General features: G+C 66.7%; 25 protein-coding genes. 7 read left to right on the forward strand and 18 right to left on the reverse strand.

What is annotated here, in order from left to right; all coding sequences use genetic code 11:
* Positions 1-32: 32 nt before the first annotated feature.
* The 6 genes from QTI51_RS03830 (at position 33) to ntrC (ending at position 6697) form a co-directional block, all read left to right on the forward strand.
* Positions 33-938, forward strand: a complete 906-nt coding sequence (locus QTI51_RS03830) for an EI24 domain-containing protein (protein ID WP_116908084.1) — start codon at positions 33-35, stop codon at positions 936-938.
* Positions 935-1735: a competence/damage-inducible protein A gene (locus QTI51_RS03835; protein WP_207786639.1), complete on the forward strand. Its 801-nt coding sequence runs from the start codon at positions 935-937 to the stop codon at positions 1733-1735. The genes QTI51_RS03830 and QTI51_RS03835 overlap by 4 nt, the downstream gene beginning before the upstream one ends.
* A 146-nt stretch (positions 1736-1881) precedes the next feature.
* Positions 1882-3297, forward strand: coding sequence for a type I glutamate--ammonia ligase (glnA, locus tag QTI51_RS03840; protein ID WP_116908082.1), 1416 nt, complete (start codon positions 1882-1884; stop codon positions 3295-3297).
* Positions 3298-3490: 193 nt separating this feature from the next.
* A complete protein-coding gene (locus tag QTI51_RS03845; protein WP_116908081.1) occupies positions 3491-4006 on the forward strand; it encodes a hypothetical protein in 516 nt (171 codons plus the stop codon).
* A gap of 1 nt (position 4007) precedes the next feature.
* Entirely contained in the window at positions 4008-5087 is a 1080-nt protein-coding gene (gene glnL, locus QTI51_RS03850; RefSeq protein ID WP_116908080.1) for a nitrogen regulation protein NR(II), read from the forward strand.
* A gap of 26 nt (positions 5088-5113) precedes the next feature.
* Entirely contained in the window at positions 5114-6697 is a 1584-nt protein-coding gene (gene ntrC, locus QTI51_RS03855; protein ID WP_116908079.1) for a nitrogen regulation protein NR(I), read from the forward strand.
* Between the two features lie 84 nt (positions 6698-6781).
* On the opposite strand, the gene QTI51_RS03860 is transcribed toward ntrC, so the two are convergent.
* From QTI51_RS03860 to QTI51_RS03890, 7 genes are all read right to left on the reverse strand, one after another.
* Positions 6782-7312, reverse strand: a complete 531-nt coding sequence (locus tag QTI51_RS03860; protein ID WP_116908078.1) for a hypothetical protein — start codon at positions 7310-7312, stop codon at positions 6782-6784.
* A 4-nt stretch (positions 7313-7316) separates the two neighbouring features.
* Entirely contained in the window at positions 7317-8102 is a 786-nt protein-coding gene (gene xth / locus QTI51_RS03865) for an exodeoxyribonuclease III (protein ID WP_116908077.1), read from the reverse strand.
* 129 nt (positions 8103-8231) lie between these two features.
* Complete coding sequence (locus QTI51_RS03870; RefSeq protein ID WP_286512803.1) at positions 8232-8498, reverse strand: helix-turn-helix domain-containing protein; 267 nt, start codon at positions 8496-8498, stop codon at positions 8232-8234.
* On the reverse strand, positions 8495-8863 hold the full coding sequence (locus tag QTI51_RS03875; RefSeq protein ID WP_286512801.1) for a DUF4031 domain-containing protein: 369 nt from the start codon (positions 8861-8863) through the stop codon (positions 8495-8497). The genes QTI51_RS03870 and QTI51_RS03875 overlap by 4 nt, the downstream gene beginning before the upstream one ends.
* Positions 8860-9471 carry a hypothetical protein gene (locus QTI51_RS03880; protein ID WP_286512799.1) on the reverse strand — a complete coding sequence of 204 codons (612 nt, stop codon included), beginning with the start codon at positions 9469-9471 and terminating at the stop codon, positions 8860-8862. Before QTI51_RS03880 ends, QTI51_RS03875 begins: the two co-directional genes overlap by 4 nt.
* Complete coding sequence (locus QTI51_RS03885) at positions 9468-10454, reverse strand: phage Gp37/Gp68 family protein (RefSeq protein WP_286512797.1); 987 nt, start codon at positions 10452-10454, stop codon at positions 9468-9470. The genes QTI51_RS03880 and QTI51_RS03885 overlap by 4 nt, the downstream gene beginning before the upstream one ends.
* Positions 10444-10641, reverse strand: coding sequence for a hypothetical protein (locus QTI51_RS03890; RefSeq protein WP_286512795.1), 198 nt, complete (start codon positions 10639-10641; stop codon positions 10444-10446). Before QTI51_RS03890 ends, QTI51_RS03885 begins: the two co-directional genes overlap by 11 nt.
* A gap of 32 nt (positions 10642-10673) precedes the next feature.
* Here QTI51_RS03890 and QTI51_RS03895 point away from each other — a divergent pair, with 32 nt between their 5' ends.
* On the forward strand, positions 10674-10913 hold the full coding sequence (locus QTI51_RS03895) for a hypothetical protein (protein WP_286512793.1): 240 nt from the start codon (positions 10674-10676) through the stop codon (positions 10911-10913).
* Between the two features lie 2 nt (positions 10914-10915).
* Here the strand turns inward: QTI51_RS03895 and QTI51_RS03900 are convergent, their stop codons facing one another.
* Genes QTI51_RS03900 through QTI51_RS03950 form a run of 11 tightly spaced genes read right to left on the reverse strand, consistent with a single transcriptional unit; the run spans position 10916 to position 16537 of the window.
* On the reverse strand, positions 10916-11443 hold the full coding sequence (locus tag QTI51_RS03900; protein WP_286512791.1) for a hypothetical protein: 528 nt from the start codon (positions 11441-11443) through the stop codon (positions 10916-10918).
* Positions 11440-12069: a hypothetical protein gene (locus QTI51_RS03905; RefSeq protein WP_286512788.1), complete on the reverse strand. Its 630-nt coding sequence runs from the start codon at positions 12067-12069 to the stop codon at positions 11440-11442. The genes QTI51_RS03900 and QTI51_RS03905 overlap by 4 nt, the downstream gene beginning before the upstream one ends.
* Complete coding sequence (locus QTI51_RS03910; RefSeq protein WP_286512786.1) at positions 12066-12509, reverse strand: hypothetical protein; 444 nt, start codon at positions 12507-12509, stop codon at positions 12066-12068. The genes QTI51_RS03905 and QTI51_RS03910 overlap by 4 nt, the downstream gene beginning before the upstream one ends.
* Positions 12506-12736, reverse strand: a complete 231-nt coding sequence (locus QTI51_RS03915; RefSeq protein ID WP_286512784.1) for a DUF7220 family protein — start codon at positions 12734-12736, stop codon at positions 12506-12508. The genes QTI51_RS03910 and QTI51_RS03915 overlap by 4 nt, the downstream gene beginning before the upstream one ends.
* The gene (locus QTI51_RS03920; RefSeq protein ID WP_286512782.1) at positions 12733-13605 is read right to left on the reverse strand and encodes a DNA adenine methylase; all 873 of its coding nucleotides are present in this window, start codon (positions 13603-13605) and stop codon (positions 12733-12735) included. Before QTI51_RS03920 ends, QTI51_RS03915 begins: the two co-directional genes overlap by 4 nt.
* Positions 13602-14075, reverse strand: a complete 474-nt coding sequence (locus tag QTI51_RS03925; protein ID WP_286512780.1) for a hypothetical protein — start codon at positions 14073-14075, stop codon at positions 13602-13604. The genes QTI51_RS03920 and QTI51_RS03925 overlap by 4 nt, the downstream gene beginning before the upstream one ends.
* Positions 14076-14077: 2 nt before the next feature.
* Positions 14078-14770 (reverse strand): deoxynucleotide monophosphate kinase family protein, encoded by a 693-nt coding sequence (locus tag QTI51_RS03930; RefSeq protein WP_286512778.1) that lies wholly within the window; start codon positions 14768-14770, stop codon positions 14078-14080.
* A 4-nt stretch (positions 14771-14774) separates the two neighbouring features.
* Positions 14775-15617, reverse strand: a complete 843-nt coding sequence (locus tag QTI51_RS03935; protein ID WP_286512776.1) for a DUF2303 family protein — start codon at positions 15615-15617, stop codon at positions 14775-14777.
* 3 nt (positions 15618-15620) lie between these two features.
* Entirely contained in the window at positions 15621-15962 is a 342-nt protein-coding gene (locus tag QTI51_RS03940; RefSeq protein WP_286512774.1) for a YfdP family phage-associated protein, read from the reverse strand.
* Between the two features lie 21 nt (positions 15963-15983).
* The gene (locus tag QTI51_RS03945) at positions 15984-16367 is read right to left on the reverse strand and encodes a hypothetical protein (RefSeq protein ID WP_286512772.1); all 384 of its coding nucleotides are present in this window, start codon (positions 16365-16367) and stop codon (positions 15984-15986) included.
* Positions 16364-16537, reverse strand: coding sequence for a hypothetical protein (locus QTI51_RS03950; RefSeq protein WP_286512770.1), 174 nt, complete (start codon positions 16535-16537; stop codon positions 16364-16366). The genes QTI51_RS03945 and QTI51_RS03950 overlap by 4 nt, the downstream gene beginning before the upstream one ends.
* Positions 16538-16568 lie beyond the last annotated feature (31 nt).

Raw genomic sequence — 16568 nt, forward strand, 5'->3', positions numbered from 1 at the left:
CGGCTTGCCGCAGGCGTTATCCTCGCTGCCTCATGCGCCTGCTCCTCGACTCCTTCTGGCGCGCGGTCGCCTACTGCATGCTGCCGCGCGTGATCGTGCTGTCGCTGCTGCCGCTGGGCCTGATGGTGGTGCTGGCCGCGGGGCTCGGCTACTTTTTCTGGGAGGGCGCCATGGCCTGGACGCGCGGCGCGCTCGATGCCTGGCCGCTGCTGTCGAGTTTCTGGGCCTGGATCGGCCGGCTGTTCTCCGGCGATGTCACCGGCATGCTGGCGCCCCTGGTCGTGGTGCTCGCCGCCACGCCGCTCATCGTGGTGGTGTGCCTGCTGATCGTGGCCGGCTTCATGGCGCCCGCGCTCACCAAGCTGGTGGCCGAGCGGCGCTTTCCTTCGCTGGAGCAGAAGAAGGGCGCTTCGTTCTTCGGCAGCGTGCTGCGCTCGCTGGGCGTCACCGTGCTGGCACTGGTGGCGCTGGTGGTGTCGATGCCGCTGTGGCTCATTCCGCCGCTGGTGCTCATTCTTCCGCCGCTGATCTGGGGCTGGCTCACCTACCGCGTGATGAGCTTCGACGCGCTGGCCGAGCACGCCAGCCCCGAGGAGCGCGCCGCGCTGCTGCGCGCGCACCGGCTGCCGCTGCTGTGCATCGGCGTGCTGTGCGGCTACCTGGGCGCGGCGCCCAGCATCGTGTGGGCATCGGGCCTGCTGTTCGCCGCCGCTTTCTTCGTGCTGGTGCCGATCGCCATCTGGATCTACACACTGGTCTTCGCCTTTTCCGCGCTCTGGTTCGCGCACTACTGCCTCGACGCGCTCGGGCAATTGCGCGCGCAGCGCGCGGTGGCCGCGGCGTCGGTTGCCGGCGGCACAGCGGCGCCTGACGCCATCGAAGCCGCCCAGGTCGCGCAAGCCAACAAGGCCGCTCTTTCTCAATGGGGTTCACCATGACACGCGCATTCGGTCTCATCGTCGTCGGCGACGAGATTCTTTCCGGCAAGCGGGCCGACAAGCACATGGCCAAGGTCATCGAGCTGCTCGCCGCCCGCGGCCTGCAGCTCAGCTGGTCCGAGTACGTGGGCGACGAGCCCGCGCGCATCACCGCCGCGCTCGCCCGGGCCTTTGCCTCGGGCGACATCGTCTTCTCGACCGGCGGCATCGGCGCCACGCCCGACGACCACACCCGCCAGTGCGCCGCCAAGGCGCTGGGCGTGCCGCTGGCGCTGCACCCCGAGGCCGAGCTGCTGATCCGCGAGCGCATGCAGGACACCGCGCGCGAGCAGGGCGTGCCCTACGAGCCCGACCGCTCGGACAACGTGCATCGGCTGAACATGGGCGTGTTCCCGCAGGGCGCGCGGCTCATCTACAACCCGTACAACAAGATCCCGGGTTTCAGCGTGGCCGACGTGCATTTCGTGCCCGGCTTCCCGGTCATGGCCTGGCCCATGGTGGAGTCGGTGCTGGACGGCCAATATGCCGATCTGTTCACCAAAAACGCGGTCGCGGAGAAGTCCGTGATCGTTTTCGGTGCCATGGAAGCCACCCTGACCCCGCTCATGCAGGCCATCGAAGACCGGCACTCCGGCGTCAAGGTGTTCAGCCTTCCAAGCGTCGATCACCCCGAATATGGCCGCCACATCGAGCTTGGCGTGAAGGGCGACCCCGGCCGGCTCGATGCCGCCTACGCCCAGCTGATCGAAGGCCTGCACGGTTTTGATGCCAAGCTTGGCCCCGAATTGGTGCGTTAAAGTTCATGGCACCAATTCGGTGAACTTCTGCTTTCATTTGGGGTTTGCAGCCGTCACCAAAGCCATATCCGGCGAGGTGACAATGGCACAGAAACTGCATCCCTCGTCTCTGTATTCCTAACCACCATCCAACTCAGGAGAAACTGATGGCAAAGACCGTCGCCGATGTACTCAAGCTCGTCAAGGAAAACGAGGTCAAGTTCGTCGACTTCCGCTTCACCGACACCCGCGGCAAAGAGCAGCACGTGACCGTGCCTGTGTCGCACTTCGATGAAGACAAATTCACCTCGGGCCACGCGTTCGACGGTTCGTCCATCGCTGGTTGGAAGGGAATCGAAGCCTCGGACATGCAGCTCATGCCCGACCCGAACACCGCCAACATCGACCCCTTCTTCGAAGAAACGACGCTGATCCTGACCTGCGACGTGATCGACCCGGCAGACGGCAAGGCCTATGAGCGCGACCCGCGTTCGCTCGCCAAGCGCGCCGAGGCGTACATGAAGGCATCGGGCCTGGGCGACACCGCCTTCTTCGGTCCGGAACCCGAATTCTTCGTGTTCGACGGCGTTCGCTGGAAGAACGACATGTCGGGCTGCTTCGTGAAAATCGAGTCCGAAGAAGCCTCGTGGAACACCGACAAGGAATACGAGCACGGCAACACCGGCCACCGCCCCGCGGTGAAGGGTGGCTACTTTCCGGTTCCCCCGGTCGACAGCTTCCAGGACATGCGCTCCGAAATGTGCCTGGTGCTCGAATCGCTGGGCATCCCGGTCGAAGTGCATCACCACGAAGTGGCCAACGCCGGCCAGATGGAACTCGGCACCAAGTTCAGCACGCTGGTTCAGCGCGCCGACTGGGTCCAGCTGCAGAAGTACGTGATCCACAACGTGGCCCACGCCTACGGCAAGACCGCCACCTTCATGCCCAAGCCCATCGTCGGCGACAACGGCTCCGGCATGCACGTGCACCAGTCGGTCTGGAAGGACGGCAAGAACCTGTTCGCAGGCGACGGCTATGCAGGCCTGTCGGACTTCGCCCTGCACTACATCGGCGGCATCATCAAGCACGCCCGTGCCCTGAACGCCATCACGAACCCCGGCACCAACAGCTACAAGCGCCTGGTGCCCGGCTTCGAAGCCCCGGTGAAGCTGGCCTACTCGGCCAAGAACCGCTCGGCCTCTATCCGCATCCCGTTCGTGGCCAACCCGAAGGGCCGCCGCGTCGAAGCGCGCTTCCCCGATCCGCTGATGAACCCGTACCTCGGTTTCGCGGCGCTGCTGATGGCCGGCCTCGACGGCGTGGAAAACAAGATCCATCCGGGCGAAGCCGCCAGCAAGGACCTGTACCACCTGCCGCCGGAAGAAGACGCGCTGATCCCGACCGTGTGCCACAGCCTCGACCAGGCCCTGGAATACCTCGACAAGGACCGTGCGTTCCTGACCAAGGGTGGCGTGTTCACCGATGCCTACATCGACGCGTACATCGAGCTGAAGATGCAGGAAGTCACGCGCTTCCGCATGGCGACCCATCCGGTCGAGTTCGACATGTACTACTCGCTGTAAATCGGCTCTACATCGGCTGTAGAACGCTCAAGCGCAACAGCCATTCCACCCGGCCTGCCCGAGTGGAAGTACAACAAAAGGACGGCCTCGGCCGTCCTTTTTCATGGGCGCGGAACATCTGGTCACCATCGGCGTCGAATTGCCTGAAAATGCGCCTTTGTTGCGCTCTCCACCTGCCTTCCACCGATTCCACATGAAGACTGCTTCCCTCATTTTCCTGGCCGCCTCGCTGGCCGCGCTGCCGGCGCTCGCGCAGGAGCGCGTCTGGCGTTGCGGCAACGAGTACACCAACAACGCCACCGTGGCCCAGCAAAAGGGCTGCAAGGTGCTCGAAGGCGGCAACGTCACGGTCGTGCAGGGCACCAAGGCCTCGGGCGGCGGCACATCGTCTTCGGGTTCGTCGGGCTCTTCCGCCGCGCGTGCGCCGGCCGGCAGCCCGCGTGTCGAGGGTGTCGACCAGCGCGCCCGCGACGGCGAGGCCCGCTCGGTGCTCGAGTCCGAGCTCCGAAAGGCCGAGTCGCGCCAGGCCGAGCTGCAGAAGGAATACAACAACGGCGAGCCCGAGAAGCAGGGCAGCGAAGGCCGCAACTACCAGAAGTACCTCGACCGCGTGGCCGAGATGAAGGCCGAGCTCGCGCGCAACGAGAGCGACATTGCCGGCATTCGCCGTGAAATCGGCCGCCTGCCGGTCGTGAAGCAGCCGCAATAACATGGTGTTCGGGAAGAAGGCGAACGGCGCCAATCCGCGCTTCCAGTCCTTCGACCTGCTGTCCACGCTGATCGCGGTGGTCAACAGCAACGGCTCCGTGCTGTTTGCCAACGCAGGCCTCGAAGACGCACTGGGCACCTCGCGACGCACCCTCGAGGGCTCGCAGTTCGGCGCATGTTTCCATGAGCCCCAGGTGCTGCGCACCGCCATCGACGGCGCCAGCAGCAACGACTTCGCCACGCTGCGCTACGAGGCCTTCCTGCGCCGCGTGAACCACGAGCTGATGCCCGTGCAGGTCACGCTGGCGCACGGCGACAAGAAGGGCGAACTCATCATCGAGATGTCGCCGCTGGAGAACCAGGTGCGGCAAGACCGCGAAGAGCGGCTCATCGACCAGGCGCAGGCCAACAAGGAACTCATCCGCAACCTCGCGCACGAGATCAAGAACCCGCTGGGCGGCATTCGCGGCGCGGCGCAGCTGCTGCAGATGGAGGTCGAGTCGCGCGACCTCATCGAGTACACCCAGGTCATCATCCACGAGGCCGACCGGCTGCAGACGCTGGTCGACCGGCTGCTGGCGCCGCACCGCCGCCCGCACGTGGTGGGCGACGTGAACATCCACGAGGTGTGCGAGCGCGTGCGCTCGGTCATCCTGGCGGAGTTTCCGCGCGACCTGCACATCGAGCGCGATTTCGACGTGTCGATTCCCGAGTTCCGCGGCGACCGCGAGCAGCTCATCCAGGCCACGCTGAACATCGCGCACAACGCGGCGCAGGCGCTCGCCGAGCGCCGCGCGGCGGGCGATGCGCAGATCACTTTCAAGACGCGCGTGGCCCGCCAGGTGATCTTCAACAAGCAGTGGTATCGACTGGCACTGGAATTGCATGTCATCGACAATGGACCGGGTGTGCCGGACACGATCAAGGACCGCATCTTCTATCCGCTCGTCTCGGGCAGGGAAGGCGGAACGGGGCTGGGATTGACGCTCGCACAAACCTTTGTGCAGCAGCATCACGGTGTGATCGAGTGCGACAGCGTCCCGGGCCGAACCGATTTCAAGATATTGATACCGCTGCCATAGCGCAGCACCGGCAACAGAGGAGATGCATGAAGCCGATCTGGATAGTTGATGACGACCAATCGATTCGCTTCGTGCTCGAGAAGGCCCTGCTGCGCGAAGACCTGCCCACGCGCAGTTTCACGAACACGCGCGAGGTGCTCGCCGCGCTCGAGCAGGCCGCCGACGACGAACAGCAAGGACCGCAGGTCCTGGTGAGCGACATCCGCATGCCCGGCGGCTCCGGGCTCGACCTGCTCGACAAGATCAAGGCCAAGCACCCCGGCCTGCCCGTCATCATCATGACGGCGTTCTCCGACCTCGACAGCGCCGTGTCGGCCTTCCAGGGCGGCGCCTTTGAATACCTGCCCAAGCCCTTCGACCTGCCGCGCGCGGTCGAGCTCATCCGTCGCGCGGTCGACGAAAGCCAGCGCGAGGAAGTGGCTGAAGAGCGCATGGTCGCCGCACCCGAAATGCTCGGGCAGGCACCTGCGATGCAGGACGTGTTCCGCGCCATCGGCCGGCTTTCGCAGAGCAACGTCACGGTGCTCATCACCGGTGAATCGGGTTCGGGCAAGGAGCTGGTGGCGCGCGCGCTGCACAAGCACTCGCCGCGCGCCAACGGCCCCTTCGTGGCCATCAACACCGCAGCGATCCCCAAGGACCTGCTCGAGAGCGAACTCTTCGGCCACGAGCGCGGCGCCTTCACCGGCGCGCAGACCATGCGCCGCGGCCGCTTCGAACAGGCCGAGGGCGGCACGCTGTTCCTCGACGAAATCGGCGACATGCCCTTCGACCTGCAGACGCGCCTGCTGCGCGTGCTCAGCGACGGCCATTTCTACCGTGTGGGCGGCCACAACTCGGTGAAGGCCAACGTGCGCGTCATCGCGGCCACCCACCAGGACCTGGAGCAGCGCGTCAAGATCGGCGGCTTCCGCGAAGACTTGTTCCACCGCCTGAACGTGATTCGCCTGCGCCTGCCGGCACTGCGCGAACGCGGCGAGGACGTGCCCGCGCTCACGCGCCACTTCCTGCAGGTGAGCGCGCGTCAGCTCGGCGTCGAGCCCAAGCGCATTTCCGACGCCGCGCTGGCCAAGCTCGCGACCTTCGGCTTTCCGGGCAACGTGCGCCAGCTCGAAAACATCTGCCACTGGCTCACCGTGATGGCGCCGGCCCAGCTGATCGAGGCGAAAGATCTGCCGCCTGAGGTCATGGCCGTTTCCACCGCCGAGTTTCATCCGCAGGACACATCGGGCGCGGGCATCGTCACGCCGGTGGCGGCGCCTCAGCCTGCAGCGGCGCCGCTCGCGGCCATCCCTGGCATTCCGGGCATCTCGGGTGCAGGCGGGCTTGAACGCGACGCCGCGCACCTGCCGGCAACGGCCTCCGAACACGCCGAAGCCCCCGTGGCAAGCGCCGTCAGCAGCTGGGAAAGCGGCCTCGAAGCCGAGGCCCAGGCGCTGCTCGCGGCCGGGCGCACCGATGTGTGGGACGTGCTCTCGCGCCGCTTCGAATCGCGGCTGATCCTCACGGCGCTGACCAACACCCGCGGGCGCCGCATCGAGGCCGCGCAAAAGCTGGGCATCGGGCGCAACACCATCACCCGGAAGATCCAGGAACTCGGTATCGAGTGAGAAAGACCCCCGGGGTCTTTCGGAGTGACAAAGACCCTCCGGGGTCGTTCGGAGTGACAAAGACCCTTCGGGGTCTTTTGTGTTTCAGCGGCTGCGCTGGCCCAGCGTGAGCGAGTCGATCTGGAACTTGCCGCTCTTGTCCCACAGCCACGTGTCCACGTAGGTGTGGCCGCCCAGCCTGCCCGGGCTGGGCAGCGGCGAGGTGGCCTTGATCAGCTCCGCGATCATCGGCGCCACCTCCGGCGCATGGCTGGGCGTGCGGCTGAAGGTCACGTTCATCACCTTGCCGTTGGCGTCCAGGTCGGTCTCGACCACCACCACCGCGTACACCAGCGGCGGGATCTTGCCCTTGTAGATGCGGTCGGCGTACTTGTTGTAGATGTGGCGCGCGCCGATCTTGCGGTAGGCCCGCACGGCCGGCGTCTGCGCGGTAATGAGCCGCACCGTGGGAATGTCGCGGCTGCCGGGCGCGGCTTCGTCGGTGGGCGACGTGGGGCTGGCGCCCGGACCGCTCTCGGCAGCCTTGTCCCCGGGCTTCAGCAGCGAGCAGGCCGACAGCGCCAGCGCTGCGAGCAGCAGCGCGAAGCGACCGCCGGTGCGGGTGAGCGCCTTCATGGGGTCAGGCGACCTGGTCGAGGTCGAGCACCACGGGCGCGTGGTCGCTGGGCTTTTCCCACTTGCGCGGCACGCGGTCGATCATGCAGCCCTTCACATGCGGCAGCAGCGGCTGGCTCACCAGGATGTGGTCGATGCGCAGGCCGCGGTTCTTCTGGTAGCCCAGCATGCGGTAGTCCCACCACGAGAAGCTCTTCTCGGGCTGCTCGAACATGCGAAAGCTGTCCGTGAGGCCCAGCTCCAGCAGCGCCTTGAAGTGGGTGCGTTCCTCGGTGGTGTGGTGAATGGTTTCCTTCAGGCCCACCGGGTCGAAGCTGTCGCGGTCTTCGGGCGTGACGTTGAAGTCGCCCAGCAGCACCAGGTTCGGGTGCGCGGCCAGTTCCTCGCGCAGCAGCGCGTGCAGCGCGTCGAGCCACTTCATCTTGTAGGCGAACTTTTCGGAGCCTGGCGCCTGGCCGTTCACGAAGTAGCAGTTCACCACGCGCAGCGGGCCCGAGGGGGTGTCGACCGTGGCCGCGATCACGCGCGACTGCTCGTCGGCGAAGCCACCGATGTTCTTCGCCACGTCGCGCATCGGCGCCAGGCTCAGGATGGCGACGCCGTTGTAGGTTTTCTGGCCGAACACCGCGGCTTCGTAGCCGGCCGACTTGAGCACCTCGAGCGGGAACTTGTCGTCGGTCATCTTGAGCTCCTGCACGCACAGCACGTCGACCGGGTTGGCAATGAGCCAGTCGAGCACGTGCTGCAGGCGTGCGGTAAGGGAGTTGACGTTCCAGGTGGCAATTTTCATCGGCGGAAAATACTGTTTTAAATCAACTACTTGGGCGGTTGATGGCGCCTTTTAGCTACCTAGCTACCCGGCTGGCTACCCGAAATTCACGGGCTTGCGTCGGCACTTCGACTTCGCATCCTAGCCGGCCTACGTCGCCTCGCGCGCCCGGAGAAGTTCCGAAACACTCTCGGCCGTGATACGGCTGCCGCGCTTGCCGACCTTCACCAGCGTCAGCTGTTTGTCGCGAATCAGCCGGTACACCGTCGAGCGCGAAACATCGAGCATCTGCGCAACGCGGTTGATCTGGAACGCCGCGAAGTTTTGGTTTGACATGGTGCCAAAGTGGCTTGAAGTTGGTGCGGCGACGCTGCTGGCTGTGCGCGTTGGTGCGGTTTGGATCATGGTGGTGCTCATGCTGTTTCTCCCTCGGAAATTGCGGGGCTGCCAGCGGCAGCGGCCCGAAGCTTTTGTGATTCGGCGAACAGGCCGGCCCACGGGTCGGTCGGCTTGCCCAAGTGCCCGTAGAGCCGGCGTCGCGAGTTCATTGCGCCGGCCTGGCGCCATGTGATTTCGATGGCACCGAGTGCGACCGCCTGGGCGCGCTTGCTCAGCGCAATGTCGTAGTGGCTGCCGCTGGTCTTCTCCGGGCTCTGCCACCAGCGGCGCGCGACGCCGATGCGGCCGGCCATGGCGTGCAGCTCGTTGTCGGTGTCGGCCAGCATGTGGCACATCACCAAGCGGCCGAACCTGGCCTTCATGTCGTCGACGTACACCGTCATCGGGCGGCCCTGAACTCGACCACCCAGACCCATGGATTGGCGGCCCAGCTGTCGGGGCCGTTGATCTGGTCCCAAAGGCTGCGATAGCTCAGAACCGGAGCCGTGTCCTTGCCCTCAGGGAACCAGTAGCCGTCGCGGCCGTAGTTGCGCCAAGGGCCATGTGCGGACTGGCCTTCGATTCCCTCTGCCTTGGCATCGCTCGCGCTGATGTCCTGCAGGCGCTCGACGCGCACGCCGGTCACTTCGAGGTCGATGCGGCTGTACTTCCGCGGCATGTGGATGCTGGGGCGGCCCTTGCCCGTCTGGATCGTGCCGTCCGCCGAGTAGTGAACCGAGGCCGTCGTGAGTTTGCGCGGCGCCACATCGTCGAGGAATGCGTGCGTCGCCCAAGCTTCGCGCACCCACAGCCGGTCGCCGGGCTGGCCATAAGGCGTGGTGAGGTCGGAGCGGTGCATCTTGTGGCCGCCGGTGTTGACCATGGTGCCGGCCGCCAGGTCGAGCCAGCGGTAGCCGCGCGGAGGCTTCACCATGCGCCGCGTCTGCGTCTTCGTGCCGTCGAGCAGCGCGCGCACCATGGGCGCGGAGAAGAGGATGGGGCGCTCTTTCATTGGGGCGCCTCGTTCCATTCGAGGCCGTCGAGCAGGCGGCCGGCGGCCTTCTTGCCCACGCGCTCCATTAGGGCCTCGCACATGGCGTGCGTGCCTTCGCACGGTCGCGCAATACCTGATGGGCTCACTGCGCGGGCGTGCAGTGGGGCCAGCCCAGCCTCTGCCCACTCTCCCCACTGCTTGAACAGGAACGGCACGCCAGCGTTTGCGCACTGGTCGCGAAGGCTGCGTGCCCAGTCGGGATGCATCGGGCGTGCGCTGGAGCCACTCTCGCCGCCGACGATCACCCAATCGATCTTGTTGACTGCCTCTGGGCGGCAGCCAACGCGCCCGTTCCCGAGCGATATCCAACGCAGGCCAACGAGCGGTTTCAGGCAAATGCCGCCCTTGGGATCCGGGATGTCGGAGATGTTGACGGCGCCCAGCAGCGGCTCCATCGACAGAAAGCGAACCCGCGCCGGCACGGCAAGCAGCTTCGGGATGTCGCGGTCTGCCTCCGCCTGGTTGACGACGGTTGCGCCAAGCCACACGTTGTCAGGCAGCGGCACCGGCCATCCTGCGTCGTTCAGCCTCGCCTTCACGTTGCCGATGCGTTTCGTCAACAGCAGCCAGTCGAGCTTTGGCGTGGCGGCGATGAGGTCGAACAGGTCGTGCAACCACGCGAGTGGCACCGCGTTGTCGAACACGTCGGCCAGGCTGGCGCAGAACACGCGTTGGCGCCGGCCGTGCTGAGCATAGAACGCCTCCGCCTGCCCGTTCCAACGCTTCGGAAGCGCCCAGTTCGACTGGCTGGTGCGATGGCGCGGGGCGTGCGCGCCCCAGGTCTCGATGCCCTTGCCCCGCAGCACGCGCACGGGGGTGCTTACTGCCGCGTAGCAGCCGTCGCAACCGCCGCCGCCGCTGGCTTCCTGGGAGACTTTTGTGCAGCCGATCCATGGGTTGAATGTGTGGTCGGTCCATTCGATCTTGCTGTCAGCTGCCATGGCGCGACTCCCGGATGTCGAACACCATGTCGTAGGAGCCCATCGCCGGCGGCATGCGCGACTCGAGCTGGATCGTGACCACCAGGCCGCGGGCCCGCGCCGCGTCGACCAGCAGCTGGGCCGCCATCTGCACGGCCTGGATCTCGTGCGCGCGCTCGCGCTCGGGAGAGGTGTCGAGGAGGTTCAAAATGTGCGCTCCAGAAAAAGAGGGAACATGAGATGGCCAAGCCGACCCGCACTGCCAAGCAGCTGCAGCAGATGCTGATTCAGCGCATCGAAGCCTTGCCGGGCCTTCGAGGCCAACAGACGGACGTGCACCGAGGCGGGGTGATCGGTGTTCCGTCCGAGGAAGGCGGTCCGAACTGGACTGTCCGCGTCGTCACAGACCGAGGCACGCACCGCGCCGACATCGCGCAGATCATCCGCACGCTGCAGGGGCAGTTCGATCTTGAGGATTGAGGTCATGAGCTTTGCTTTCCAGCTCGAGCTTGTTGCCACTCGGCACCAGCGGCAAAGGCTTCACGCAAGGCCCAGCCGTGCCAGAGCGGGGCAGTGCCGCTGCAGCTATCTGCAAGTCGCACTGCGCCCTCGACGTGCCGGTAGGCCGCATCGGTGATCGCCCATTCTTTGCCGTCGGGCCCGCGCTCGTGCGGCGCATGCTGCCCAGTATTCCAGCGGGCCACGGTGCGCTCCGACACCGGCAGCAGTTCGTGCAGATGGCGGCAGTTGCGGATGTCGCTCCCCTTGTAGACGACGTGCACGAGCACTCGGTGGTTGAACGGGTCGTGCGGCTTCTGAAGGGACGGCCACACCTCGTAGTCGACGACCACGCACAGGTGCTCGTCGTCGTCGCGACCGTGCAGGATCGCCACCTCTGCGCCCAGTGCCGGCAGGCCCGTACCCCAAGGCTTCTGACGGCGCGCGTATTCCGCGGGCGTCTCGCCGACCAGTTTGTCGGCTGGCAGGCCCATCGGTGCGCGGCGGCTCATCGCTTCACCGCCTTCCGCATGTGGTCGATGACCTCGCGGCAGCACTGGAGTGCCATCGCCGCGTCGGTCATGTCGTCGTCCGGGTCGCCAGGGAAGTAGCTACGAACCACGTCGCGCGCCTTCATCAGGGGCGGCATGGGCACGGCGCCCAGGTTCACGGTCGAACCGTCAGCGCGCACGCCCATGAGCGTGCAGGTGTCGCCGTCGGCGAAGTCCGCCGCTATCGTTGCTGCATCCGCCGCCCCGGTTTGAGGCTGCTCGCGTTCCTGCTGAGCCAATCCACCGGGCAGAAAGGCGCGCAGTGCGGTCTGCAGCGCCTCGCGCGCCCGCGGCATGGAGTCGTCGCCCACGAAGGCATAGCTGTGCGCGTAGTCGTCGGCCAGCTTCATCACGACGGCCAGCTGTGCGACCGGGCCCGGCCGTCCTTTGTCGGCCAGGTCGTCGTCCACCTCAGTCGTGCCGAGATATGCAGACCCTTCCCCCGGGTCGTCGGTAAGCCATGCGTACAGGCCGGCCGGCAGTCCGGGCGACTCGCGCGCGATAGTGACTTCGGCATCGTGGCCGCCGAAGAATGCCAGCAGCTGCTCGGCCTGGCGCAGGGTGATGGTGATGGATTGGGGGGTCATGCCCGTTGTCCTTGTTCTGCCGCGACCTGGCGGCGCATGCGTGCGAGCGAGGCGGTCATCGCCAGTCGCATCTGTTGAGGGGTGCTCTTGCGCACCATTTCTTCGTAGAGGTCGAGGCCGGCGACCATCGCCGCGAGCCCGGGCCCGTCGAAGCCGTAGCGGCCATGGCGACCGCGAATGTCATCGCACCGGATGAGCGCGTCTTGCGCTGCCAGCATCGCGTCGACGCAAGCCGGCGCGATCTGCTCGGCGCGCAGCAAGCCCACGTTGATGGCGGCAGCTAGCCGGTCGAACAGGTCGTCGTCAGTGCTGCCTGCCTGCAGGTCCTTAAAGGCGCTGTGCAGCTTCGTCATGATGTCGTCAGCCACGGGCTCCGCCATCTGCTGGCGCGCGGCCAGCACGCCAATCCACGCGGTGTGATCCTTGAGGGTGCGCTTCATGCTGCTGGCGCCTTCTTGAACTTCAACCCGTTGAACCAGCGGCGCAGGATGTAGCTGCGGACCAAGCTGATTACGGTGAACCACGCGCCGATGGCCAGGTTGCTGGAGAGCGGCACGTGGATGCCGAACAGGGGGAACACGAGAAGCTGCGAAACGAGGGCGACCAGGTAGCCCACCAGCACGTTTGCAGCGGCCTCGACGAGCGATTGGGTGCGCGTCTGGTTCATTGCGCGCCGTCTGCGAAGAGCCCGCCGCGCGCGCGGTGGAGCGCGATGGAGCAAGCAGGGTTCAGCCACACGACCTCAGTGCGCATGCGCGCGCCGTCGGCGAACGAGGGGCGCTCGAAGCGCTCCCAGTCGTGAAAGAGCTGCTCATACAGCGCGCACGGGTAGCCAGAAAGCACCACCATGCCCTCAAGGCTGCGAGCCACCAGTGCGAACGCGCGGTGGGCGTCGTCGTCCATCTCGTGTCGGTAGGCCTTGCCGGAGGCGCGCCCCGCAGTGGCGGTGCCGCGGACCTTTCCTGACCTCGTGCTGTGCACGTAGGGCGGATCGAAGTAATGCAGCGTGGTGGCGCTGTCATGGTGGGTGGCCACAGCCATCGCATCACGGTTCTCGATGACCACGCCGCGCAGCCGCTCGATAAGAGCCGGCACTGCGTCGGATAGGTTGGCCCAATCGTGCGCCGGCGTGGTGCCGCTGCGATTGCTGTTGGCGCGAAAGCCGCTGCGCTCGCCTGTGGCTGCAGCTGAACCGAAGCCCATGAACGATCGCGCGATGCTGCGACGCGCTTGCTCCAGCGCGTCCTCGGCGCCCTCGTAGGCGCCTTCGAACTCATCGCGTGCAAACGGCGTCAGCGCGAGCAGCTCCTGCAGTTCGGGCCCGCGGTCGCGCAGCATGCGAAAAACGTTGACAACCTCACCGTCGAGGTCGTTGTAAATCTCGCCGTACACGCGCGGTTTGCGTAGCAGCACGGATGCGCCGCCACCGAAGGCCTCGACGTAGACGCGGTGAGGGGGAAAGAACTGCTGCAGCCAAGGGGCGAGCTTCCACTTGCCTCCGTGGTAACGCAGCGCGGGGCGGGTGACCTCGATCATGCGGCGTGTTCCTTGGCGGTGCCGGCGTGCGCTGGCGCGACTTCGCCGGAGCGGTAGTGCAGCCGGTTGCCCATGCGACTGGGCAAGGCGAAGGCATCCATGGCGCCCGGGCGGCCGTCGTAGGGCTGAAGTTCGGCGCCGGTGTAGAGCCCGCGCGTCGTGAGATGCGCGGTGCGCGCGGCAGCAACCACAGGCACGCTGGTGCCGGTCGTGATGCGATGCCGAAAGCCCGCGTCGTAGGCCTGCAGCCGGTCGCGGCCGGTGGTGCTGATGGTGTAAAGCGTGGTGCGCGTGCGGTCGGGGCGGCGCGCGCCCTGGCGCATCACCAGGCCGACGGCGTGCAGCTGGTCGAGTTGCTCGGCCACCGCGTGCCCGTGGGCCTTGGCAATGGTCGAGGGCTCGCACAGGTCGGCGAGGGCAACCGTGCGCAGCACGGCCGCCAGTTCTTCGGTGAGGACGGACGGCGTCATGGTTATGCGCTCACGGTCAGCTTCACGTGCGCGGGGTCGAGGCTGCATTCGCGCGCCACGAACTCGGTGAGCACCACGCCCTGCAGGTGGCGCACGTCGTGGCTGTTGGCGATCACCGCTTCGGGCTTGAAGCGGCTGCCGTCGGTCGCGCTGATGTGCGCGCCCTCTGCGCTGCCGTTGGAGCCCGGGCGGGTGACCTGCCAGAGCTTGCCGCCGGCGGCGCGCAGCATGTCGGCCTCGTTGTCGAAGCGCACGTCGGTGATGACGAAGCGGGTTTCGCCGTCGCGCTGGTACGCCACCAGGCGCGAAGCCATCAGGCGCGTCCAGTAGCGGTCGTGCTGCGCGCGGCGGTATTCGGTGCCCCACCATTGCAGGATCTGCCGCGGCGTGCGCGGCTCGTCGAGCCACTCGTTGCTGAGCGGCGTGCGATGGTCGGGCGCAGCCACGCTGAGCGACAGCACCACGGCGGCGAGAAAGTCGCGCGGCGCGCGGCGCATGCACAGCGAGAGAGCGGGGCGGTGCTTGATGGCCGGGTCCGCCAGGTCGCTCAGCAACACGCCGAAGCCCTCGGCCACTTCGGCGCGCAGCGCGTCGGCGAAGGCGAGCTTTCGGAAGCGCGCGTGCGCCACCAGCAGGTCAGCCACTGTGTCTTTGCCGGCGCCTGCGAAGCCGGTGAGGCCGAGGATGTGCTGCATCGCGTCAGGCCTTCCCGATGAGGACCGTATAGCCCAGCAGCTCGCCCTCGGCGCCGCCGTCGATCTTCGCGTCGCGCACCTGCTGGATGTAGTCGCCGAAGGCGTCATCGATGGCGTTCTCGTGGCGCTCCAGCTCGTAGAAGAACTTCACGGCGCCGCTGTGGAGGCGGTACTTCAGCCGGGCCGTCAGCTTGTAGCCTGCGCCGTTCTTGAACAGGCGCAGGCCCAGCGTGAAGGTCTTCGGAATCGCCAGCGCGCCGTCGGCGCCCGCAGTCGCGTTGATCGACTCGTTGTAGGTCAGCTGCGTCTGGCCGTCCTGCAGGCGCTTTGCGCTGGAAAAGTTGATGCCCGTCGACGCGGCAATGGTGGTGGCCACGGTCAGGAGCTTCTGCGCGTCTTCGCCCTGCAGGTCCGCCATGTTGTCTTCGATGAACTCGGCGAACTCGGTCTGCCCGAACACATGGCCGTTCTTCTCGATCCAGCGCTTTGCCTCGGGCGTGAGCAGGGCCGCGAACACCGCGCGGTGGTCGCGCCAGCCCGGGCCGGCCTTCGCGTCGTTGAACACCGCGGTGATGGTGCGTGCGTCGGGGTCGGCGTACACGTAGCCGCAGGGCTGGCAGCCCTGGTCCTTCATGTAGACCAGCAGGCTCGGCAGGTCGCCCAGGCTTACCGTGCCGCGCTTGCGGTCCGGCGCGTTCTGCGCGAGTTCGATGGCCTTGGTGATGTCGCTCACCTGGTAGTTCGGCGGGACCACGAGGTGCGTGGTATCGCCTACATGCTTGACGACGTCCGCAGCAGCGGTGAGGTCGCGCACGAGTTGTGCGGTAGGCGCGTTGATGGCGTCCATGGATCAGGCTTCCTTGAAGGTTTGGGGGCTGGCGGAAACGTCACGCAGCGGCAGGTCTTGCTGTCGCGGGTGATTGCGGGAGGTCTCACCGTCTTCGGTGAGCCAGAAGAAGTCGCTCGGCTGCTCGGGCTTGGGCAGCTCCAGCTTCCGGTCGGCGGTGATGGTCACTTTGTCGACCGACCCGCTGTTGCTGCGGGTGGCCGGTGCGACCTTCACCTTGATGGTGAGAGAGCCGGCGCGCCCCGTGGCCTGCACGGTGCGCAGCAGGTCGGCGAGGTCGCCGGTGAGGGCCGCATGCGTGCTGCCCTCGTTCAGCTCGACGAGGAAAAGAGAAAACGCTTTCACTGGTGTGAATCTCCAGGTGGTTCAGTGGAAGTGGCCCGCGGCGCTCGCGAGGGAACGCGCGGCAGGGGCGCCGGCAGTGCTTGCGGCACCATCGGTGTGGGGTGGCTCGGGCCAGCGCTTGGGCGCCAACTCGCAGCGGGTGATGTGCGCGCACAGCTCATTGCCCGTGGCGTGCAGTCGGTCGAGCTCAAGGCTCAAGCAGTCGCCGGCGCGCAGGTTGGGATTGGCCGCAACGAAGCGGTCCGCGTCGGGCCCGCGCCAGATGGCGGTGAACAGCTGCACGCCGCGTGCGCTGGTGCGCTCGCCGAGCGAGAAGATCCAGCCAGGCACAGATCCGGCCGTAGGCGACGTGAGCCGCACGCTGGACGGGCGCCCGCGCAGGAAAAACACGCCGCTCGACTTCACAGCCGGGCTCCCTTGCGCTGCTCGGCGCGCACGCGGCGGAACGTCTTGCTGATGTCCGTGGCGACGCTGCTGGAGTACTTGAAGCGCGGGTCGGTGAGGCCACCGATGGGCCCGGTGGGCACCTCGGCGCGCGGGCGGCGGCGCCGCGTGGGTTGAACGATGACGATCATGGTGTGCACCATCCGTAGACGAGCAGGGCCG

It is taken from the genome of Variovorax sp. J22G73 (genome assembly GCF_030317035.1).
GTDB lineage: Bacteria > Pseudomonadota > Gammaproteobacteria > Burkholderiales > Burkholderiaceae_C > Variovorax.